The 21,843-nt window shown below is 49.2% G+C and carries 16 protein-coding genes and 1 pseudogene; all 17 read right to left on the bottom strand.

The features are described from left to right. Entirely contained in the window at positions 1 to 306 is a 306-nt protein-coding gene (locus AC58U0_RS35500) for a (2Fe-2S)-binding protein (RefSeq protein ID WP_497317173.1), read from the bottom strand. Continuing rightward, positions 285 to 1,727 (bottom strand): aldehyde dehydrogenase family protein, encoded by a 1,443-nt coding sequence (locus tag AC58U0_RS35495; protein ID WP_497317175.1) that lies wholly within the window; start codon positions 1,725 to 1,727, stop codon positions 285 to 287. The genes AC58U0_RS35500 and AC58U0_RS35495 overlap by 22 nt, the downstream gene beginning before the upstream one ends. 6 nt (positions 1,728 to 1,733) lie before the next feature. Beyond that, the gene (locus AC58U0_RS35490) at positions 1,734 to 2,606 is read right to left on the bottom strand and encodes a dihydrodipicolinate synthase family protein (protein WP_497383405.1); all 873 of its coding nucleotides are present in this window, start codon (positions 2,604 to 2,606) and stop codon (positions 1,734 to 1,736) included. A gap of 131 nt (positions 2,607 to 2,737) precedes the next feature. Then, positions 2,738 to 3,739 carry a proline racemase family protein gene (locus AC58U0_RS35485; RefSeq protein ID WP_497317179.1) on the bottom strand — a complete coding sequence of 334 codons (1,002 nt, stop codon included), beginning with the start codon at positions 3,737 to 3,739 and terminating at the stop codon, positions 2,738 to 2,740. Between the two features lie 99 nt (positions 3,740 to 3,838). Then, a complete protein-coding gene (locus tag AC58U0_RS35480; protein WP_497317181.1) occupies positions 3,839 to 5,020 on the bottom strand; it encodes an NAD(P)/FAD-dependent oxidoreductase in 1,182 nt (393 codons plus the stop codon). 35 nt (positions 5,021 to 5,055) lie between these two features. Next, complete coding sequence (locus AC58U0_RS35475) at positions 5,056 to 6,126, bottom strand: M24 family metallopeptidase (RefSeq protein ID WP_497317183.1); 1,071 nt, start codon at positions 6,124 to 6,126, stop codon at positions 5,056 to 5,058. 63 nt (positions 6,127 to 6,189) lie between these two features. Beyond that, on the bottom strand, positions 6,190 to 7,059 hold the full coding sequence (locus AC58U0_RS35470; protein WP_497383404.1) for a carbohydrate ABC transporter permease: 870 nt from the start codon (positions 7,057 to 7,059) through the stop codon (positions 6,190 to 6,192). Between the two features lie 8 nt (positions 7,060 to 7,067). Continuing rightward, the gene (locus AC58U0_RS35465) at positions 7,068 to 7,970 is read right to left on the bottom strand and encodes a carbohydrate ABC transporter permease (protein ID WP_497317187.1); all 903 of its coding nucleotides are present in this window, start codon (positions 7,968 to 7,970) and stop codon (positions 7,068 to 7,070) included. Positions 7,971 to 8,077: 107 nt separating this feature from the next. Next, positions 8,078 to 9,460, bottom strand: a complete 1,383-nt coding sequence (locus tag AC58U0_RS35460) for an ABC transporter substrate-binding protein (RefSeq protein WP_497317189.1) — start codon at positions 9,458 to 9,460, stop codon at positions 8,078 to 8,080. Between the two features lie 111 nt (positions 9,461 to 9,571). Further along, positions 9,572 to 11,179, bottom strand: coding sequence for a response regulator (locus AC58U0_RS35455; protein ID WP_497317191.1), 1,608 nt, complete (start codon positions 11,177 to 11,179; stop codon positions 9,572 to 9,574). After that, the gene (locus AC58U0_RS35450) at positions 11,148 to 13,004 is read right to left on the bottom strand and encodes a sensor histidine kinase (protein WP_497317193.1); all 1,857 of its coding nucleotides are present in this window, start codon (positions 13,002 to 13,004) and stop codon (positions 11,148 to 11,150) included. Before AC58U0_RS35450 ends, AC58U0_RS35455 begins: the two co-directional genes overlap by 32 nt. A 727-nt stretch (positions 13,005 to 13,731) precedes the next feature. Then, a pseudogene (locus AC58U0_RS35445) lies at positions 13,732 to 14,037 on the bottom strand (sigma factor); the annotation flags it as partial. A 425-nt stretch (positions 14,038 to 14,462) separates the two neighbouring features. Further along, the gene (locus tag AC58U0_RS35440; protein ID WP_497317195.1) at positions 14,463 to 16,079 is read right to left on the bottom strand and encodes a response regulator; all 1,617 of its coding nucleotides are present in this window, start codon (positions 16,077 to 16,079) and stop codon (positions 14,463 to 14,465) included. Between the two features lie 12 nt (positions 16,080 to 16,091). Next, positions 16,092 to 17,840: a sensor histidine kinase gene (locus AC58U0_RS35435; RefSeq protein ID WP_497317197.1), complete on the bottom strand. Its 1,749-nt coding sequence runs from the start codon at positions 17,838 to 17,840 to the stop codon at positions 16,092 to 16,094. A 125-nt stretch (positions 17,841 to 17,965) separates the two neighbouring features. After that, positions 17,966 to 19,522 carry an ABC transporter substrate-binding protein gene (locus AC58U0_RS35430; protein ID WP_497383403.1) on the bottom strand — a complete coding sequence of 519 codons (1,557 nt, stop codon included), beginning with the start codon at positions 19,520 to 19,522 and terminating at the stop codon, positions 17,966 to 17,968. Between the two features lie 68 nt (positions 19,523 to 19,590). Beyond that, on the bottom strand, positions 19,591 to 20,541 hold the full coding sequence (locus tag AC58U0_RS35425) for a carbohydrate ABC transporter permease (RefSeq protein WP_497383402.1): 951 nt from the start codon (positions 20,539 to 20,541) through the stop codon (positions 19,591 to 19,593). A 10-nt stretch (positions 20,542 to 20,551) separates the two neighbouring features. Beyond that, a complete protein-coding gene (locus AC58U0_RS35420) occupies positions 20,552 to 21,454 on the bottom strand; it encodes an ABC transporter permease (protein ID WP_497383401.1) in 903 nt (300 codons plus the stop codon). Positions 21,455 to 21,843: the final 389 nt, after the last annotated feature.

The following is a 21,843-nucleotide window of genomic DNA, read 5'->3' as shown; positions in this document are numbered from 1 at the left end:
TTATTCACCTTCTGTCAGTTGGCCGAATGTAACCGGACGGATCGGCGGACGGCAGGATAGCAGTTCTGCGTCGCGCACAGCGCCGGGATGTTTGTCTTGCAGCCACGCTTCGATGAGGTACCTGCACACCCTACCTTGGCAGGCCCCCATCGTCGCGCGCGTTTTCATTTTCAATTGGCGCGAGGTGGAACAGCCCGTATGATAAGCCTGCTCAAGCTGATCGAACGTCACTTCCTCGCAACGGCAAATCAAGGTATCTGCTCGTTCCATTGGACATCCCTCTCTTAAGCGTAGCTGACTGCGCAAGTTTTGGTTTCTGTATAAAAATCGAGAGCCGCCTGGCCCTGCTCGCGTGTATGAGAGCTGGAAAGCTTCATGCCGCCGAACGGCGCCTGATATTCAACTCCGGCAGTTTCCTGATTGACGCGCACCATCCCGGCTTGCGCCTCATCCAGAAAGCGGTGCGCCTTGGACAGATTTTGTGTAAATAACGAAGCGCTAAGACCGAACACGGTACGGTTGCACAGCGCAATCGCTTCATCAAAGTCGCTCGCCTGAAGCAGGGTGACGACCGGTCCGAATATTTCCTCCTGAATCAGCGGATGATCCGCGTCCACACCAGCAGCTACAAGCGGCTTGACGAAGTAGCCTTCAACCGAATCTGCCAAATCGGGGCCTTCGGCGACAATTTGCGCCTGCTCGCGTGCGAGCTTGGCATAGGACATCACTGTCTTATATTGGCTGTTCGACGCCACGGGTCCGAGATAAGCCGTGGGATCAAGGGCCGTTGACTGCCGGATGGAAGTTACACCCTTTTGTAGCGCTCGGATAAACGGTTCGTAGATCCCTTTCTCCACGATGACCCGGCTTGTTGCCGTACATTTCTGCCCCGCCGAGCGAAACGCTCCGCTGAGGATCATCGGGATTGTTTTTTCCAGATCAGCGTCATTCAACACGATAGCCGCATTTTTGCCGCCCATCTCCGTCTGGTACTTAATGTTATTGCGGGCGCACGTTTCGGCTACCTGCAAGCCTGTAGAAGTAGAGCCTGTAAAGCTGAAAGCGTTGATTCCGGCCTGCTCCAGCAGCACGCCCCCAAGCTGTCGGCCGCTGCCGATAACAAGGTTCAGCACCCCTGCCGGAAGTCCGATGGAAGCAAAAACTTCCGTGATCAGCGTTGCCGTCAGTGAAGCGAATTCGGCAGGCTTCCAGACGATTGTGTTGCCGCAAATAAGCGCTGGAGCAATTTTCCAGATAGGAATAGCAACCGGAAAATTCCAGGGCGTTACAATGCCGACGACGCCTAGCGGCACCCGCTTCGTGTACTGCACCACTTGCGTTTCGCTGGACGGAATCACGCTGCCGTTCGGACGGACGCCTTCGGCTGCGTAGTAATTCAGCAGGTTGACGGCCCGCATCACTTCTCCCCGCATCTCCGTGATCGGCTTGCCCATTTCTGTACTGGCCAGCGTCGCCACCTCGGTCAAACGCGCTTTCAATGCTTCAGCCATTCGGTACAAATAATCCGCTCTTCCCGCTCCTGTCAGACGCGCCCAAGCGGGAAAGGCAGCTTGCGCCGCCTGTCCTGCCTGCACCACGTTCGAGGCATCGGATAAGTAAAGAACGCCGACTTTTTCCTGTACATTTGAAGGACTATGAATGACTGTTTCGCCGTTGCGCGGCGTCATCCATTCCCCGCCAATCCAGTTTTGACTGTTCTTCATCATATCCTCCTACTTTCCTGCGGCCAATTTGTAAGCCGCTTCAATCTCGCGGTATTCTTCCTCAGTGAGCGGCAAGCGCGGCGGGCGTGTGCCTCCCATCGGCATTCCGGCCAAATCCATCGTATATTTGATCGCCTGCACCAGAATCGGTTTGGAATCGTAGCGGAAAAGCGGAAGCAGCTTTTGATACAAAGCGAAAGCTTCCGTTAATTTGCCGGTGCGGGAGAGGCTGTACAGCTCAGCGCATTCTTTCGGGAATGTATTGGAAAGGCCGCCAATCCAGCCTGTGCCTCCGGCCAAAACGCCTTCGTACAGCATATCGTCAAGACCGACCAGCACTTCCAAATTGCATTTCTCCAAAATTTCCGGAATGCGGCGAACGTCCGCGGAAAACTCCTTGACGGCAACAACTTGCTCGATTTGCGCCAGTTCGGCGAGGAGGTCAGGCGTCAGGTCAACAGCCGTATCAAACGGATTGTTGTACGCAATAATCGGCAGCCCAACACTGGAAAGCGCTTCGTAATGGGCGATAATTTCGCTTTTTCTTGGGCGATAATTGATCGGCGGCAAGGCCATCACGCCTGCGGCTCCGTGGTCTTTGGCATGCTGCACCCATTTTACAGCTTGCTTTGTGGACGGCGATGCGCTGCCCACGACAAGATCGACCTTGCCAGCGGTTACCTTCGCCACAGTTTCTACCACTTTGGCCCGTTCTTGTTCGGTCATGGAAGCATATTCGCCAAGTGATCCGGTTGGAATAATACCTTGAACTCCCTGTTCAATCAACCAGGCAACATGCTCCTCCAATCGTCCGTAATCCACCTCTAACGTGCCTGTAAAAGGCGTTAAAATCGCCGTATATATCCCTTCAAATCTAGCCATTTTCTTTTTTCCCCTCTCCTGTCAATTGTCGTTGTAATTCGTATAAGTCGCTTTCTGTCTATATCGTTTCCTGTATCAGCCGTCGTACCTGTCATCTCGGCACGGCATCACCCCTTTCACGAAACCGTTCGTTACTGTAACAGAAATCCCTGTATGAGCGGATCGGACGGATCGAAAACAAAATGATGCAGCCCTGTCACCCAGGCCGAACCGGCGATTTGCGTAATAACCGCAGGCAGGCTGCCTGCCTGAACTTCCCGCAGCACCTTGGCATAGAACAGCGAGCCTGTAATGCTTTCATGAACGAACTCTTCGTTCAGCTCCAATTGCCCCTTCGCGTACAATGTCGCGACTTTGGCGGAAGTCCCCGTACCGCAAGGCGAGCGGTCGATGCCGCCGGGCGGAATGACGACCGCATTACGGCAGTCGACTTCCGGCGACTGCGGATCTTCAAAAAACTCCACATGCGTCATTCCGCGAATAACCGGATTTTCCGGATGAATCACTTCGATGCTGGCATTCACGGCTTCGCGGATGCGGATGGCGGTGCTAACGATACTAGCTGCGTATTCGGGCTGCAAGGAAAGGCCGACAGAACGGGCATCGACGAGGCCGTAAAAGTTGCCGCCATACGCAATGTCCAGCTTCACTTCGCCCAGACCGTCAATATGAACCCGAACGTCCTCCTTATATAAGAAGGAAGGAATGTTTGTAAACGTCACCAGCTTCACCTTGCCGTTCTCAATGTCCAGCTTCGCTTCCACCAGGCCCGCCGGCGTGTCAAGCCGTAGCAGCTTAGTATCCTCAGGGAACATGCCGCTTTCAATCAATGCGGTGCAGACGCCTATCGTATCGTGGCCGCACATCGGCAAATAGCCGCCGGTCTCTATAAACACGACGCCGATATCGGCCGTCGGATCGCACGGCTCTGTCAGGATGCACCCGGACATCACCTCGTGACCGCGCGGCTCGAACATAAGGGCCCGGCGAAAATCGTCATGCCTCTCTGACATGTACACCATCTTCTCCGACATTGTACTGCCGTAAAGCTTAGGAGCTCCGCTCGTCACCGTGCGAGTCGGATTGCCGCCCGTATGGGTATCTATGGTCGTTACGATCTTGGACAGTTTCATGAGGGTCCTCCTTGCGGTTTTAACTATTTTATCTTAATTATAGATAAATTTTCATATAATAACGAACGCTTGATCCCATTATCATTCCGCCTCTCCTGTTCAGGAGGTTCGGCTTTGCGTAAAACGGTCGTAGCGCAGCGGCTCCGTCGGGATGCAGGTTGCCGTACCGCTCAGCATCTCGCTGACTAGCTTGCCCGTTACGGCGGCCAGGCTGATGCCGTCTCCTTCATGCCCGGCTGCCACATACAGGCCGGGAACCTCGTCGATCTCCGAAACAATCGGCAAATGATCCGGCGTCCACGGACGCAGTCCGGCATACGTGCGCAACATCGGAATTTGCGCAATGACCGGAAAAAAACGGATCGCCCGCTTCGCAACCAAGCGAATGACCTCCTGATCGACACGCGGTTCCATGCCTACGAATTGACGGCTGCTCCCGATCAGAAAATTTTGCGATGCCGTTGGCTCGAACACGAAGGCCACGCCAAACTTCTCGTAAGCTTCATCCACCTGCCGCTTGCCGCCGAATTTACTGATCAAATACCCGAACTCCATCACCTTGCGCTTGCCGATATTCGGCGTTCGCGACGCAACGAGAATGTGCCCTTTGCGCGGTTCGATGGGGATGTCGATTCCGACCATATGCCCAATTGATTTGGACCATACGCCGGCAGCGACAATGACCGATTTGGCCTTAATGTTGCCCCTGTCCGTTTCTACGCCCTGCACTCGCCCGCTTCCGTCCCGAAGGACATTCGTTACCGCCGTATGCGTCAACATGCGAGCGCCTAGCCGACGCGCTGTGGCGGCGAGCGAATACGTCAATAGCACCGGATTGACCGTAGAATCGGTCGCGCATTCCAGACCGCCATGCAGATCGGTCGCCATATACGGCCACTCGTCACGCAAATCTTGCCTGTCCAGCATGCGAAAGGGCAGCCCCGCTTCCTGTTGGCGCTTCACCCATTGCTCGGCAGCCGCCATCTCTTCCTCGCTCTCGCACACGAGAATGCTTCCCGGCGCGCGGTATTCAAATTCCTCGTCAAGCTCATGCACCAGCTCTGCTACCAATTCCTGCGATTTAAGCGACATGCGGCTGTCAAAGCCAGGGTCCTTGTCGATAGCCAAAATATTGCCGTCGCATTTGGACGAGGTGCCCCCGGCGATTTCCCCCTTTTCGACGACGATAACATCCATGCCAAGCTTTGCCGTATAGTAGGCAATCGCCATGCCAATGATCCCACCCCCGATAATTACAACATCTGCCGAATCGGACCTCATCGCCTACACTCCTTCTTTTTTGCTGCAACACGTATTTATAGAGCAATCAGTTCTTTGTCTGATTTCGTCAACACTTCAATGCCTGTATCGGTGACGAAAATATCGTCTTCAATGCGAACGCCGCCGAATCCCGGAATATAGATACCGGGTTCTACGGTCATCACCATCCCCGGCAATAGCACATCCTCGCTCGTCTGCGAAAACCGCGCAGGCTCATGAATCTCCAACCCGAACGCATGCCCCAGCCCATGTCCGAAATATTCGCCATACCCGCGCTGCGTGATCACGTCTCTGCCGAGTGAATCCGCATCCTTCGCGGACATTCCCGGTTTAAGACGGGCCAATGTTGTTTGATTGGCTTCCAGGACAGCGGCATAAATTTCTTTGTGCCTCGCTGTCGGGGTGCCGATGAATACAGTTCGCGTCAAATCCGAGCAATACCCTTCGTAGCTCGCGCCAAAATCGAGCGTTACGAACTCGTTCATCCCAATGGCTTTATCGCTCGCCAAGCCGTGCGGCAGCGCCGAGCGCTCTCCTGAAGCGACAATCAACGAATAGGCCGATGAAGCCGCTCCATTTTTACGCATGACATATTCCAGTTCCGCAGCAACATCCCGCTCCGTTATTCCCGGTTTCAGTACGCCCAAAATATGTGCGAACGCCTGCTCCGTAATGTCGATGGCTTTGCGGATGCGCTGCAATTCCCCGCTATCTTTGAAACCGCGAAGATGCTCGACGAGATGGCGCGTCGGCATCAGATCGATGCCTGCGAACGTCTCTTGATAGGCGGTAAAATTTTCGTAAGGCAGCACATGCTGCTCAAAACCGAGCTTTTTTACCTGGAGGGAATTCAGCGTCTCGTTGATCGTTTCGATGGGCTGCACCGCATGCTGCCGCACCTCGTACACCTTTGTCTGCGCCTGCGCTTGCTGCACATACCGAAAATCGGTCAATAAAATCGCTTGTTCTTTCGTGATGACCACATAGCCCGCCGACCCTTTAAATCCGGTCAAATACATGCGGTTAAAGGGACTTGTTACCAGCAAAGCGTCAATTCCCCATGCATCGAGTTTCTCACGAACAAGCTGCAATCGTCTTGCTTCCATGCAATCCTCCCGCTTTCCTTTACAAAATCAAGCATCCTGCCTGCGGCAGACGCATTTTTCTCGCTATCCCTTGATCCCCGTCAACGTAATGCCTTCTACAAAATAGCGCTGCGCGAGGAAAAACAGGAGCAGAATCGGAGCCACCACAGCCGCGGATGCAGCCATCAAATAGCCCCACTGCGCATTGTACAAGCCCTTGAATGTGGCCAGCCCCAAGGCCAGCGTAAATTTCTCATTGCTGCTTAAATAAATGATCGGGCCGAGAAAATCGTTCCACACATCAATGAAGGTGAAAATGCCCACAACGATCATCGCCGGTTTCGACAGCGGCACAATGACGCGCCAAAGCACTGTGAACGGCTTCGCGCCATCCATATAGGCGGCTTCATCCAAATCTTTGGGAATGCCCATAAAAAACTGGCGGAGTAAAAAAATGTTGAACGCGCCGCCGCCAAACCAGGCCGGAACCGTTAAAGGCAAAAACGAATTCAGTGCGCCTAGGCTCTTCCAGACTATAAAAGTCGGAATCAGCGTAACCGCATAAGGCAACATCATAGTCGCCAGCAGCAACGAAAAGACAAGATCCCTGCCAGGCCAGCGCAACCGGGAGAAGCTGTAAGCAGCCATCACACTTGTAATCAGCACGCCGCTAATTGTAAACAGCTCAATGGTCATCGTATTTTTAAAATAAAGGTGAAAAGGCACACTAGTCAGCGCTTCGCGATAGTTGCTCCATTTGACCGGATTTGGAATCCACTGCGGCGGAAAAATAAAGATTTGACTACGGTCCATCAAGGAACTACGCAAGAGCCATATAAAAGGAAAGATCATAACGACACTACCGAGAATCAGAGTCGCATAAACACCCAGACGACTTAACGGATTGCTGCGGCTCTTGCGCATACCTTTGCTCACAGCGGCATGAACGGCCATTTGTTCCATTACGCCCCTCCCTCCTCGTAATGCACCCATTTTTTCGATGTTTTAAAGACAATCAGCGTCAGCACCAGGATGATGATAAACAAAATCCAGGCCAGCGCCGAAGCATAGCCGATTTTGGATTCCGTAAACGCTTTCCGGTACAAATAGTACACATAGAACAGCGTGGAATTGTTCGGGCCGCCCTGCGTCATCACATAAGCTTGATTAAACGCCTGGAACGTGCCGATTAACGACATGACGAGATTAAAAAATATCGTAGGCGACATATAAGGAACAGTTACATAAATGAACTTGTGCCAGCTATTCCCGCCTTCAACCTCGGCGGCTTCGTATAAATGTCCAGGAACTCCCTGGAGACCTGCCAGAAAGATCAGCACCGAATTGCCGACTCCCCATGTACTCATCAAAACCAGCGACGGTATTGCCGTCGATTCGCTGTAAACCCATTGCGACCCGGGCAGCCCTACCGACTTTAGCAGCGAATTCAGCAGTCCAAAATCCGGATTGTAAATCCAAATCCACAGCACCGTGTTGGCTATGCTAGGCACAATCGTCGGTAAATAGAAGATCGTGCGAAAAATCGAAAGCCCTCTTACTTTCTGGTTCAACAGCATGGCGATAAAAAACGCGACCAAAAGGCCGATCGGCACGCTTCCTAGCGCATAGTAGGTCGTTGCGTACAGCGATTTGTTAAACAAGGGATCGTTTGTAAAAATCGTCTTATAATTATCCAATCCAACGTAATGCCAATCGCTCCCGATGCTCCAATCGGTAAGACTGTAAAAGAAAGAAGCGACTACCGGATACAGTGTAAAGCACAAAAGCCCAAGTATAGGCGGCAGCGCGAAGAGGATGCCCCAATTACGCTCCATGCGCGAAATGCCAGACGCCGTTCGCATCACTGTGTCCCCCTTTCCATTAAATTATCCGAATATTCCGACTTTTGGCGCTACAGTTCAGAGATCCCCTTACCCTCAGGGGATCTCTTCCCCATTCAGCAAGCTATTTGTTATTTATCTGGGTATTTCCCTTTCAATAACGGCTGAAGGTCTTTTTCCAAGCCATCTAGTGCATCTTTTGCCGGTTTTTTATTTGTCCAGATCAAATCGAGCGCCGGGGTCAATTTGGAATTGATCTCCGACCAGTTTTTCAAGCTGGCAGAAGGCGATTTTACCGAATATTTGAGGGCGTAATCAATCGCTGCCGTCTTCCATTCAGGCGGATGCACGTCTTTGCTCACCCATGTATCGATGCCCGCCTGATCTGAGTAATACTTCGTTTCGACTGGCATCCAAAGCCCGATTTTATACAAATTCACTTGAGAAGGATTGTTGTGGAATTTGTAGAATTCCATTGCTTCCTTCGGATGCTTGGTGTTCGAGAATACGACGCTGGCGCCGGCTACATAAGTCGTCTTCGGCTCTTTGAATTTGGGAAGAACGCCCATGCCGTAATTCATTTTTGCATTGGAGATGTCAAGCTGCGCCCATGTGCCGTCCAGCACCATCGCCACCTTGCGCGTTTGCAGCCGTACATAGTTGTCCGGCATATTTTGCTGTTGAATCAAATCGGGCGATACATGATACTTGAACAGCAAATCTTGCAGCGACTGGAACACTTGTACGGATTCAGGACTGTTCATCGCATATTTCGTTCCGGATTCGTCTGTAATTCCTGCGCCGTTGCTGGCAAGCAGCGGTCCCCAACTGCCGCGGTCTGAACCGAAGGAGAAGCCGTACTGCTCGATATTTTTCGGATCAAAGGCAGGATCGTCCGCCCTTTTGCCATTTTTGTCCTTGGTCAATTTTTTTGCAACGGCTAAAAATTGATCCCATGTCCATGCCTTGCCCGCTTCGACCGGAGGCAGCTCCAGTCCCGCTTCTTTAAATAAATCCTTATTATAATAAAGTACCATCACTTCAGCTGCAGTGGCATAGCCTACTACTTTGCCGGGCTGGCCGTAGTAGAACGATGCCGGCAGGCGCTCTTTCAATTCCTTGGAATCCCCCAGAAACGGAGTAAAGTCAAGTAATTTCCCTTCCTCGCCCCATCTGGATGCAAGCGAATCGGGCAAGTACGCTACGTCGGGGAGTTCGTTAGCAGCCATCAATGTGTTGATCTTGGTGTTGTAGTCCCCTGGGACATGCTCGGATGTGACCTGAATGTTGGGATGAGAATCATTGAACGATTTCACCATGCCTTCAACAGCTTTCTTCTCTTCGTTACTGCCCCAGAACAAAAATTTCAGCTTGACAACTTCTTGCGAACTGCTAGCCCCAGGCTTGGCGCTTTCCGTGCTTCCCGACGGTTTGCCGCTGTCGCTTCCGCAAGCTGACAGCACGACAAGCGATGTAAGCAGTGTAACCGAAGTCAGCCATTTCCCTGTTTTCATAAACCTTCGCTCCCCCTCGATATCATTATGCCTTACATGTTTTATTATGTGGAAAAACAGCCGGGCGAACAATGGAATGAGTCCATACGATCTTTGTTTCGGTATGATGTTTTATAAAAACCGTTTGCGGAATTCGGTCGGTGTAATACCAACGTTCTTTTTGAACGCCATGCTGAAATAATTCGTATCGGTAAAGCCGACTTTGTTGGCTACTTCCAGTATTTTGAGCGAAGAATCGGCCAGAAGCTCCTTGGCCCGCTCGAACCGCACCCGCGTGGAGTAATCTCCGAACGTTTCTCCTGTCGCTTGCTTGAAACGCGAACTGAGATACTTCGGACTCATGTTTAAATAAGCAGCCAGATTAACCAGGCTGAGATCTTCGGATAAATGCTCGCGAATCCAGCTTTTGGCCTGTTCGATCATTTTGTACGAAGGAACATCCTTGGCCTGGCGAATCGCCTGTCCGACCTCGGCCACATAGGCGGATAAAAATCGCGCCACCTCGTCCACGGTCTGGCAACTGTTCAGATCGACCAGAGGATTGGCAACCGATAGTTGCTCCTGCTTAATGCCCGCTTCCTTGGACAGACGCATGACGAAGAGAACAAGTTGGAACGAGATTAGCTTCACATCACTCCAGGCGAGCGTCCGCAAGTTTTCCGACCATTCTTGCAAAATACTAAACACGTTGGCATCATTGCCTGCGCGCATTTCGCTCAGTAGGTACAGTTCCTTGTCCAGCAGACGGTTGTCCTCTGAAGCCGCCGCTTCGCCCATACGGATTGTCGTGAGCTGGTAGGGCATGATCTGGCCTTTGCCGACAAGCGACTTGTATTCGATGGCGCGCAGCGCTTCGTGGTAGGCTAGATACATATGCTCAATGCCCTGCATCGGGGTGCTGAGGCCAATACTAATTGACATATTCAAATATTCTGAAAATATTGCCCGCAGCCGCTCGGCGATGCCGTTCAAATACCCTTCTTCTTCGGTGCGGCTGCCAATCAGCAAAATGACCCGTCCGGGCGAATAGCCAAGCGAATACACATCGCCGTAAGACACCGTCGCCTCTTCAGCCAGCTTGCGGAACAAATACTGGTACAATTGGCGGTCTTGGGCGGAAGCCCGTTCCATCAGCGATGAGAAATCGTCAATATCCAGGCAAAGTACGGCGCAATAGCTTGTATCATCAAACCGTACCCCGATGGAATCCAGCGCATTCAGGCACTCCTTTAACGGCCGGCGCTGCTGAACGAGGTCGATCAAAAATTGTTCGTGCGCGGCTTTGCTGTAATCCGTCACCTGCCGCTGCAGACGGTTCATATCTAGGTTGCGGTTTTCTCTTTTCTTCACGTGGCCGCTTGCCTTTTGCAGTGCTTTGTACAGATCCTCCCGGATGACAGGCTTGAGCAAGTAATCGGAAGCTTGCAAGACGACAGCTTCCTTGACCAGTTGAAATTCGTCGTACCCGGTCAAAAAAATAATTTGCACGTCCTCATCATGGCTGCGGATCGCTCTGGCCAGTTCCATTCCGCTCATTTCCGGCATGTTAATATCCAGCAGTAAAATATCCGGCCGGGCAATACGGTATAACTGCCAGGCCTCCACCCCGTCGGCGGCTTCGCCGATCAGGCTGATGTCCAGTTCGTTCCATAGCTCCGAGCTTTTCAAGCCTTCGCGAATATAATATTCATCGTCTACGATCAAAGCTTTGATCATCATTGATGCGCCTCCTTTCGTAAGTAGCAAGTAGTAGGGACGATATGGCGGGTACTGTGACCGATACGGTCGTGTATTTGCCTTTTTCGGTGGAAATTCCGATACCAAACCCCGCCCCGAAACGGAGGCGCAGTTGGTCATGCACATTTTTGATTCCGTATACTTTTCCTTTTTCGCCTTCGTTTAGCGCCTTGAAAATGTCGTGTAGCCGTTCTTCCGGTATGCCCTCGCCGTCGTCGGTAACGCGAAAGGTCAGCATATGGCCTTCAAGCTCCGCGGATACCATGATCATGCCGGTGCCAGGCCTGCCCTTCAAGCCATGATAGATCGCATTTTCCACAATCGGCTGCATAATGAGTTTGGGCACATAATAGGGTTTAACAGCCTCATCTACCTCACAGATCCATTCAAATTTATCCTTGAATCTGAATTTCTGAACCTTGACGTAGGCGGATACGTGTTCCAGCTCGTCGGCTACCGTAATAAATTCATTCCCTTTGCTCAAGGTAATGCGGAAAAATTTCCCTAGTGCCCCGATGACCTCGCTCATCTGCGGCTGGTTGCTGGAGACGGCCAAGCCGTTTAGCGATTCCAGCGTGTTATACAAAAAGTGCGGATTAATTTGCGCCTGCAGCACTTCGATTTGCGCTTCCACGCGCTGACGAAGCATGTCATAAATTTCCTCGTGCAGCCGAGTATTTTCCTCCATCATGGTAATAAACTTCTCACCGATTTGCCCAACCTCGTCGTTTGGATTAAAAATGCGTTTTTGCCTTGCATGTGCATATTGATTGGCGACGATCATCGATCGGAGCCGGTTGAGCGGCTTGCTGATGGAATTGCCCAGCTTCAGAGCGGCCAGCCAGCCGATGATCAGCACAACGAGGAATATGCGGATCGTGAGCGTGCCGATCTCGTTCGCATCCTCATATAGCTTGGAATCCTCGATAATATTCACCAGTTTCCAGCGGGTTCGCTCGTTGTCCACCGAGGCGCTGAGATACGTTTTACCATCCAATGTCGTCTGCCCCCCGCCAAGATCGATCCGGGAAAGCAACTTCGCTGCGCTTTCGCCATTATCCGGGTCAGGTTGCGGCATCCGGTACATCACCTGCCCTTGATCATTGAGGATAAAAAATTGCGACTGTTCCGTCGGATTTAAAAACAGCAGCCCTTTAAAAAAGGCGTCTTTGTCGATTTCCAGCATCACGAAGCCCAGATCGTCATAATTGCCTTCCGTCCTTTTCAGCAGCTTGCAGACGAACATCCGGTTGGGATTGGCCGCTGTGCTTACTTCTTCAAACGGATTCTGGTTTATCCACATAATCGTGTTTTGATGCAGAATTTGGTTATAGTATATTTCGGCTTTTTTGGCGTCAAGGACGATTCTCGAACCGAACTGGACGCTGGCGCTGCCACGGTAAAGATGCATATTGGCGGAGCCGTTCTTGACATAAATCAGATAAGATGAAATATACGGCTTGGCCTGCGTATACACATTCATAATTTTGGACAGTTTATCCACATTGCGGATGTACTCAAAATCGTCCGCGACCGGAATGGCCAATATACTTTGAATTTCCTTGTTGCCCAAAATAACGTTCGTCAAATCGCCCACTTCATTGATCGCCCGATCCATGTAAAGCTCGGCCATCCTGAGCGAGGCTGTGGCATGATTCGTTGCATTGTCGCTTAGCTTCTGGGCAGTCAGCAAATAAAAAATAAGGCTGACGATGACCATCGGAATGACAATCAGGGAAGTAGTCAGCAAAAAAAACTTGCCGCGGATGGCCCGGACATTGATAAGTTCTTTCCATTTGTGAAGCATAGGACCCACCTCCGCCATCATCCATTTTTTCAGCTATTTGTTAATAATTATATCATGATGTGAGAAGTTGAAGCGCTCTCAATATTTGTGGAAGTAATAAAGCGAGCATGTGCGCTCTTGATTATCCGAGGTATTTTGAGCCATCCTAGCCTGACAGGGGATGAGGTACCCCTTCGCTTCTAACCAAAGCATCTATTTACAGCGCCTCGGCAATACCTTTCAATATTATTTGTGCATGAAAAAGCAGTTAGGTGAAGGTTTCTCTTTTTTATGTAAGGCATATTGGTTGAAATATTGAAAAAAATAGTTGAAATTTGAAGTATCTGGAATTTATAGGCTAATGTATAATTTATAAGACAACGCTTTCAAACTAACGTTATAACCTGTTGGACAGAAATCTCCGGGAGGTGATGCTCTTATAACTTTATTAACGTGAACATTTTCATACACGTGCTCGAAGCATCAATTGACGGTAATCGTGAGATACAGTCCTCCGGTTTGAATCTCTAGTGTGTTCTACAAAAAAAGTTTGGCCTGTGACCTACGGTTCCAGTAGGTCACAGGCCAAGTACACAGTGAAGAGACGCTTTTGGTTTCACATTCAATGCATCAACAATGCAGTAGTTTGTATCTAAAACAAAATAAAGTTTACTACCTACCATCACATTATCTAGAGCTCTTCCATGTGATTCTCCTTTCAAAACTCAACAATTACCTACTTGTCAGCCTTATCCACGACATCGTCGGCCTCCGTGCCGAGAATATCGATCAACGTGATTTCATTCCCCTCTTTGTCCGTTCCGATGGGATCATGCAAGGACACATCTTTACGCGTTTTCTTCAATGAGCGAAGATGCATAAGTATTTCATTTTCGATACAACGCGCTGCGAAAGTCGCCAGCTTAGTCCCTTTGTTTGGCGAGAACGATTCGATAGCTTTGATCAATCCGATCGTACCGATCGAGATTAAATCTTCGAGATCTTCCCCTGTGTTATCGAATTTTTTGACGTTGTGGACACGAAGCAACGTAATATTTTTTTTCGTTCTCCCCCACTACAAGCAAAACAAAAAAAGAGCCGCAACATGGCTCCCCCTTACAATCTAATCATAAACCACATCTTACAACTACTCATTTTTAATTACCCAGTAGTTTCATTATTCGCAACTGTTACAATTTTTGCTTTCTTAAAGCATATTGTTAAAATTCTCCCTAAAATGATTTTGCTGAACATTGAAAAACTATGCAGCCTTAGCAGCTGGAGATCAACAGAGCGAGAAGCTGACGCTCGCCGAAGATTAAGACAACCTCCCACTCATCTAGCATATCCAAGTTTAACTTTTGGGTGCTCAATCTTCAGCTGCACCTTATCCAACACAACGTTGCCTTCCGAGCCGAAAAGTCGATCAATATATTCGCAGCCTCGGCACCGACCAAGGTAAGTTCCAAGGCAAGCAGGCTAGGATTTTTCATACTGTTTTCGGTACTCATGCGGGGCAAGGCCGTTCGATTTTTTAAATATTTTTGCAAAGTGGGATAGGTGCGTGTAGCCTAAAGATTCCGCCACGCTGCTAACTTTCATGTTCGTTTCGGCGAGCAGTTGCTTCGCCTTCTCCATCTTGGCCTCCAGCACATAGTCGGACAAAGCCCTTCCAGTTTCCTTTTTGAACCAGCGGGACAAATAGGCCGGATTGAGGAATACATACCCGGCGATATCCTCTCGTGAAAAATCATCCGTGATATGCTCCTCAATGTATTGCTGAACCTTAACGAGCAGCGCCGACTTCCCTTTGTGGTATTGCACCAAGAAACGAGCGGCTTCGGTCATAAGTAGAGATACGCTGTTCTGAAGCTGAATGATGGACCTTGGATACTGGTAGAGCTCGGCCAGCATTTTGGGTCCGAATACATCTCGGATCAACACGCCTTTCTTATGAAACACTTGATAAAGCAAATGGATGAATCCATAGTAGAAGGCATTCAGCGATTCCTGGTCTGCGCCTTCGGTCCGCAGTTTTTCCATATTCACATCCAGCTTGGAAAGCAGCTCCTCTTCCTTGTCCTGCTCAAGAAGGATCGACCAGTCCGCAAAGGAAGGGCTCAAATGCAACTGGGCGGGCTGCAGAGGCTTCTCTTCATCGATCGCTATCACACCACAGGTATTGATTACATTCGCTTTCTCCGCGGATAAAAGCGACTCATATACGGCCGTCAACTGAAGTGCCGGAACGGGGGCTGCAATATAACAAGACACGCTACACTGGAAATTGTCTACGCAAAATGCGTTATAACGCTCCGCCAACCGCTTCACTCCCTCCTTTCCTGCAGATTCCAGTAAGGGCAGCGGATAATAGAGGAGTACCAGACTCAAGTCGTTCTCGATCGATACGACGAGACCTTTCTCGTCGTGCAGGAACACTTCCTCGGCAGTTTTCCGCAGCGCATAGCACATAATTTCTTCGTCTCTAGGACTGAACAGCTCTTTCCACTGCTCTAAGCTGATTAGAATAGGCAACACCGGATCGCCCACTCCAATCGGAAGTCCGTTCTCTTCAAACTGCCGCTGCAATCCTTCCTTATCTGGAGCGATTCGGTAATGCAGCAAATCCTGCCAAAGACGCTCGGTTACGATTGGAAGCTGCTTCTGATATAGATTGCGATAATGCTGATAATGTTCGTTAAGGCTAAGTACTTCTCGATCTTGCTCCACCTTCTCCAGTGCTCTCCAGATGACATCCTTCAATTGCCCGTGATCGACCGGCTTAAGCATATAATCAAAGCTTCCATGCTTCACGGCCATTTGCGCGTAATCGAAGCTGGCATGTCCGGTCAGAAAAATCGTCTTTATAGTCGGAAAACGTTCGTTCACCCAATTCAAAAGGGCCAGCCCGTTCATCTCCGGCATTTCAATATCGCAGATCATAACGTCGATCGGGTGCGTCTGCAGGATATCTTGTGCGTCGATGGCATCGTAGGCTTCGAACACTTTGCTGACATCTAGTTCTTCCCATCGGATTCCCTTGCGCAACCCTCGAATGGCTACCGGTTCATCATCCACGACCAATACGTTGTACATTTGTCAGACTCCTTACTCCTGTTTTTCGGGATTCATCTTCAGTGGTAGACGTACCAACACCTGCGCTCCTCCGTTCGGTCGATTTCCGAACTGTACCGAAGCACGGCCGCCATAATGAATGTCAAGACGGTACAGTACATTCCATATGCCGATATGAGCATGCCCAGATTCTTGGAGGTAGGTACTGGATGACTGTAGCTGCTGAAGGAACTCTCTCGGGAATCCTACTCCATTGTCGGCCACCGTAATCTCTAACATGTCAGGGGCTTGTTCATCCTGATGGACGATAATTTCAATCAGGAACGTGGTCTTCAGCTTCTTGAAACCGTGAATGATCGCATTCTCAACAAACGGCTGCACGATGAGTGGTGGAATATAACAGCTGTCCACATCCTCAGTCGATTCAACGCGATAGCTAAGCCTGTCCTCAAAGCGAAGCCACTGAATTTCCAAATAATTTCTAATATGCTGAAGTTCTTCGGGAATGGTGATGCTGTTGCCATTCGTCTTAATGATGAAGCGGAAATAATCGGCCATATGCAGCGACATCTTCTTAATCGAGGTGTAGTCTTCCAGCACAGCCATATTATACATCAGATTCAGACAGTTCATATAGAAGTGCGGATTGATCTGAACCTGTAGATGCCTGAATTCCGCATGCTGTACCCGCAGCTTCTCTTCATACACATGAATTTTCAAATCGCGGATTTCTTCGACCATACTATTAAAGGTTTGGGCAAGGAACGCAAATTCGTTCGTATCCTCCAGCCGAAGACGCACCTCCAGATTGCCTAAACCGATCTTCCTCATTCCTCCGATCAGATTCGTGAGAGGATTAAGGAACAGTCTTTTCAGGAAGAGCAAGAACAATAAAAGAATCAAGATGGCGGCAACCGGCACCAAATAAATCACCCTTTGGAAGGAGAGCAGACTCTTAAACATCGCCTCTTCCGGCACAAGCTTGATGAAATACAAATTGGAAATGATCGATTTCCTGCCGACCATTAAATAGTTCAATTTGGCTTTGGAATCCGCAACGGTTTGATAAGATTCCGCCAGAAGCGGAAGCTTTTCCCGTACCGCTTCCAGTTGCTTCTCTGATAAAGGATGCGCGCTCATTGGCACACCAGTCTCGGTGAGGACAAGCGCCATCCCGGTATCGTTCTGATCCATATGGTTTAATGGAGCGACATACCTTTGAATGTCACTCCAATTGCCGATATATAAATTGCGGTTCACCCGGACTAAATTCGTCAAATAGTGGCTAGTGCCGACGTCAACAACATTCCAATTGCGATAATCGGTGCTGTCGTACTGGGAAATTAACCGTTCGATATGTTCGCGAATGGCGGCCGTCTTCTCGGCTACCCTATCTTCGGTCACCAGAATAAGATCTTTGGTTGCAATCGAATAGACGAATAAGGAATCCAAGTTGTTATTCAAATTAATATCTGTCGTAAATTTATTGATGATGGCGACCCGCGTCAGCACATAATCAGTCGAATCTGGCGAATACAGATTCAAGGTGTTCAGATTAAAATCCGTATCAGCATTATGAATCAAATATTTGCTGGTTTCCCGCAATGAGCTATCGATACGATTCACATAGGGTTCAAGTAGGCTGTTGTTGGTGCTTGCTACCTGATTACGCACAACGTTCATCGCATGAATGTTATTGTAAAACAAGAAAAAAAGTAATGGAGAAAACATAATTGTGAAGCCGATAAAAAATTTAAATCCGAGTGAACGCTTAAAATTCATGTTACAGAACTCCCTATTTGAACCGTGCAAGCCGCTCGGCCGCTTCTAATGAAGTAGACTAAGGCAATCTCCACTATCGAGATTGCCTTAGTCTTATGATCGGAGCTTTTGAAGACAGATCCGTATTATTTCTTGTTAGCAGCCAAGAACTCATCGAGCTGCTTTTGCTTCTCGGCCAAAATTTTGTCGAGGCCGGCTTCCTTCAGCTTCGCTTTGAATTTAGCCAGCACATCGTCAGGTTCAATCGAGCCGGTGTACAGCGCCGCCTGGAACTGGTTATTGACGTTAACGACAGCTGCAACTTCGCTCTTCACCGGCTCGCTGTTGAACGTAAAGCCAAGTGCTGGCGACGGCTTGCCTGCATTGTTGAACTGCTTGAACTTCTCCCACTTCTGCGGATCTTCGTTCGGCTGCAGGTAGTTCAGAAACTGGTTGCCGAACATCCAAGCGGAGCCTGGATTATATTTCTTGGAGCCCATTTCGGCGTCGATCACCGTATCCGATTTCTTCACATAATGAATGCCCTCGATCCCGAAGTTGAGCATGTTGTTCAGCATCTTGTCTGAATGCAGCATGTTGATGAACATCATGGCGCGCTCCGGATCCTTTGACGTTCTGGAGATTGCCAGCATTGAACCAGCCGCAGCAGCCGTTGAGATCGTCGGCGACGTAAGCTCCACCTGTACCAGCTTCTGACCGGTCGCGATCGCCATCTCTGCATCTTTACCAGGCTTCAAGCTTTGTGCTACAGCGAATACGTTGCCTGCTTTCATTTGGTCCTGAGGGAATACTTTCGCGGATGCGGCATCTTGGTTAATAAAGCCTTTTTTGAACCAATCGCGCATAAGCTTAATGCGGTCCACTGTTTCCGGCAGATCGAGCTCGCTAACGACCTTCGTGCTCGATTGGTCCTTCAGTATGATGCCGGCAATTGTTCCATCGCCAATGTAATCCCATTGATTGATCATGTTGATGCCGTTTTCCTGATTGGACATATAATATGGAATCATCTTCGGCTCATTATCTTTGATGGTCTTGAATAATGGTTCCATATCGGCAACCGTCTTCACCTTGGACAAATCCATATTGTATTTGTCAACCAGATCCTTACGAAGGACGAAGCCGAGAGTTTGAGCAATCTCTTTATTCGTCGGAACGCCATAGTTTTTGCCGTTGATTTTAGAACCTACAAGGAATTGGGGATCCAAGCTTTTCTTGATATCTTGGCCGTATTTGTCGAGCAGGTCGTTCAGCGGTAGGAAAGCGCCTTTCGCTACATTGGTGGAGTGTCCGTTCCAAGAAGCCGTGAAGATGATATCCGCTTGTTCGCCTGAAGCAACGAGCAAGTTCATTTTATCGTTCCATGCGCCCCAATCGATCGGCTTAATCTGGATGGACGCGTTGATTTTTCCTTTTAGGTATTCGCTCATCTTTTCTTCAACTAACTTCTGGTCTGGTTGAGACGTACCCGGGTAATAAAGCGTCAGTGTATATGGCTTTAGATTCGCTGCGCCTGCATTTGCCGTATTGTCTTTCTTGGCGCTCGTATCTGCAGCCGATGCTGCTTTATCGCTTGCCCCGCTGTTCGTAGCGGCGCCACTACAAGCTGCCAGACCTATGGACATGACTAGAGTCAAAACGGCAACTGCCATCGGATTCTTTCTTCCAAATGCTCTCTTCATTAAAATCACCCTCCGTTGTGTATTGATCTATGCTAACCGGTTCTTTACTTTTCATCCGGAATTAGCCGCTACCCTTTTACTGCCCCTACGGTCAAGCCCTTGACAAAGTATCTTTGGAAGAACGGATAAGCGAAGATGATTGGCCCGATACCGACGACGCACATCGCCATCCGGACCGTTTCGGTCGGCAGGTTAGCAAGGCCGCCCTGAGCGTTAATGCTTTGCGACGCATACGGATTCGAGGTCAAATACTGAATGTTGAGCATCGTCTTGTACATCAAGTATTGGAGACTGACCATCTGATCGTCGGTGATGAAGATCAGGCTCAGGAACCAATCGTTCCAGTACGTCAAAGTGGTGAACATCGCTACAGTCGCAAGCACCGGAAGTGAGAGAGGGATAACGATGCGCCATAAGATTTTCCACTCGCTGGCTCCGTCGATCGTCGCCGATTCCAATATTTCCTTCGGGATCGTGTTGGCGAAGAAAGTTCTCATCAGTAGGATGAAGAACGGCGAAATCAGCAGTGGGATGATCAGCGCAAGAAGCGAGTTTTTAAGATCTAGTAGCTGCACATAAGTCAGGTAGAAAGGAACCAAACCTCCGTTAAACAGCATTGTAAAGAACATGTAGAAGGTGAAGAAGCCTCGGTGTGAAAAGTCTTTACGCGAAATCGGGTAGGCGAACAATGCCATAAACGTGATTCCAACGATCGTTCCCACCATCGTTACGAATAGACTGATGCCGTAAGACTTTAGAATAGGTAGCCAGTTATCTTGAAAGAGGTACGTGTAAGCGAAAGTACTGAACTTCTCCGGTATAATCTGATACCCGTTGATCAGGACTGCATTCTCATCCGATAAGGAAACGATGATCACCAGGATAACCGGGAATATGCAAGCGATTGCATACAACCAGAAGAAGATGTGTACGATCCCCCGTGCAATAGGCGACATTTCGTTGTTAAGCTTCATTTTTTTTGTCAATGCGGTTTGCATGGACGAAGTTGCAGCTCCCATAATACACCTCCTAGAACAATGCGTTGTCTTTGCTGATGCGGCGGACGACGAGATTCGAGATTAGGACGAGAATAAAGCCGACCATCGATTGATACAACCCTGCCGCCGACGATAATCCAATATCCCCGCTGGTCAGAAAAGTCCGATACACATAAGTGTCAATCACGTTCGTCGTCGGAAAGAGAGGACCCGAGTTCAGCGTTACTTGGTAGAACAAGCCGAAGTCCGAATAGAAAATGCGACCGATCTGCAAAAGCGTCATGACGACCATGGTCGGTACAAGCAAAGGAACAGTAATCTGGATAATCTGCTGCCATTTGCCTGCTCCGTCAATCAGCGCCGCTTCGTAATATTCGTCGGATATGCTCATAATCGCTGCCAAATAAATGATTGCGTAATATCCGATGCCCTTCCAGGTATTCACAATCGGCAGAATAAACATCCAATACTTCGGTTCGTTGTACCATTCGATTGGCTTCAGGTTGAAATACTTCATCAGGGTATTAAGCAGTCCGTGCTCTTGGCCGAGAAACGCAAAGCCGAGATAAGAGACGACGATAGCCGAAAGGAAGAACGGCATGAACATTGAACCGAGATAAAACTTCGGAAGAAACTTATTCTTAATCTCGTTGAGAAGAATAGCTAAGGCGACACCAATGATCAGGTTCAGCAAGATGAAGATCGTATTGTAGACGATCGTATTGCGGGTGATCACCCAAGCACTCTCGGTAGCGAACAAGTATTTGAAGTTCTGAAACCCGTTCCACGGACTGCCGAGAATACCGTCCGTATAGTTAATGTTTTTGAATGCGATTAACACACCGAACATCGGAATATAGTTATTGATCAGTAGAACGATGGACGCCGGAAGGAGCATGAGATAAAATGGCCAGTATTTTTTCATCGTTCGCATGCAGCTTACCCCTTTCCTCTCTATTTGCTTTCTATGTACCTAATTATAGGATTGCGCCTCATAAACACTCTACATACGCAGGTGACTTGATCATCACTTTTGTGACATAGTTTCGTTTTTTTGTAAGCGGATTTGACAAAATTCTATGTCCCTTCTCACAATTCCTGCCGAGAGTGGATCTACAACAACGGAAATGCTCTTTGTACTGGGCGAGCTTATACTCCAGTCACAGGATGATCAATGGTAAAGAAATCTGTAAAGAAGTAAATATATGATTTGGTTTTGGTGCAACAATTAAAATTGATCAAAGATATCCGCGATTTCGTTGTTTGATTATGCTGTCAAACCAAACAATTTGTTGATTAATTCAACTAAGGAAAGGACAGACG

The sequence above is a fragment of the Paenibacillus sp. J31P190 genome (assembly GCF_059692075.1).
The sequence above is the reverse complement of the archived record's forward strand: the minus strand, read 5'-3'. Positions and strand labels throughout refer to the sequence as shown.

Bases quoted from the DNA above. Each gene is read 5' to 3' on its own strand.
- AC58U0_RS35485 (WP_497317179.1), bottom strand. From the start codon at position 3,739: ATGAAACTGTCCAAGATCGTAACGACCATAGATACCCATACGGGCGGC.
- AC58U0_RS35480 (WP_497317181.1), bottom strand. From the start codon at position 5,020: ATGAGGTCCGATTCGGCAGATGTTGTAATTATCGGGGGTGGGATCATT.
- AC58U0_RS35450 (WP_497317193.1), bottom strand. From the start codon at position 13,004: ATGCTTCACAAATGGAAAGAACTTATCAATGTCCGGGCCATCCGCGGC.
- AC58U0_RS35460 (WP_497317189.1), bottom strand. From the start codon at position 9,460: ATGAAAACAGGGAAATGGCTGACTTCGGTTACACTGCTTACATCGCTT.
- AC58U0_RS35490 (WP_497383405.1), bottom strand. From the start codon at position 2,606: ATGGCTAGATTTGAAGGGATATATACGGCGATTTTAACGCCTTTTACA.
- AC58U0_RS35420 (WP_497383401.1), bottom strand. From the start codon at position 21,454: ATGCGAACGATGAAAAAATACTGGCCATTTTATCTCATGCTCCTTCCG.
- AC58U0_RS35475 (WP_497317183.1), bottom strand. From the start codon at position 6,126: ATGGAAGCAAGACGATTGCAGCTTGTTCGTGAGAAACTCGATGCATGG.
- AC58U0_RS35440 (WP_497317195.1), bottom strand. From the start codon at position 16,079: ATGTACAACGTATTGGTCGTGGATGATGAACCGGTAGCCATTCGAGGG.
- AC58U0_RS35470 (WP_497383404.1), bottom strand. From the start codon at position 7,059: ATGGCCGTTCATGCCGCTGTGAGCAAAGGTATGCGCAAGAGCCGCAGC.
- AC58U0_RS35425 (WP_497383402.1), bottom strand. From the start codon at position 20,541: ATGGGAGCTGCAACTTCGTCCATGCAAACCGCATTGACAAAAAAAATG.
- AC58U0_RS35430 (WP_497383403.1), bottom strand. From the start codon at position 19,522: ATGAAGAGAGCATTTGGAAGAAAGAATCCGATGGCAGTTGCCGTTTTG.
- AC58U0_RS35495 (WP_497317175.1), bottom strand. From the start codon at position 1,727: ATGATGAAGAACAGTCAAAACTGGATTGGCGGGGAATGGATGACGCCG.
- AC58U0_RS35435 (WP_497317197.1), bottom strand. From the start codon at position 17,840: ATGAATTTTAAGCGTTCACTCGGATTTAAATTTTTTATCGGCTTCACA.
- AC58U0_RS35455 (WP_497317191.1), bottom strand. From the start codon at position 11,179: ATGATGATCAAAGCTTTGATCGTAGACGATGAATATTATATTCGCGAA.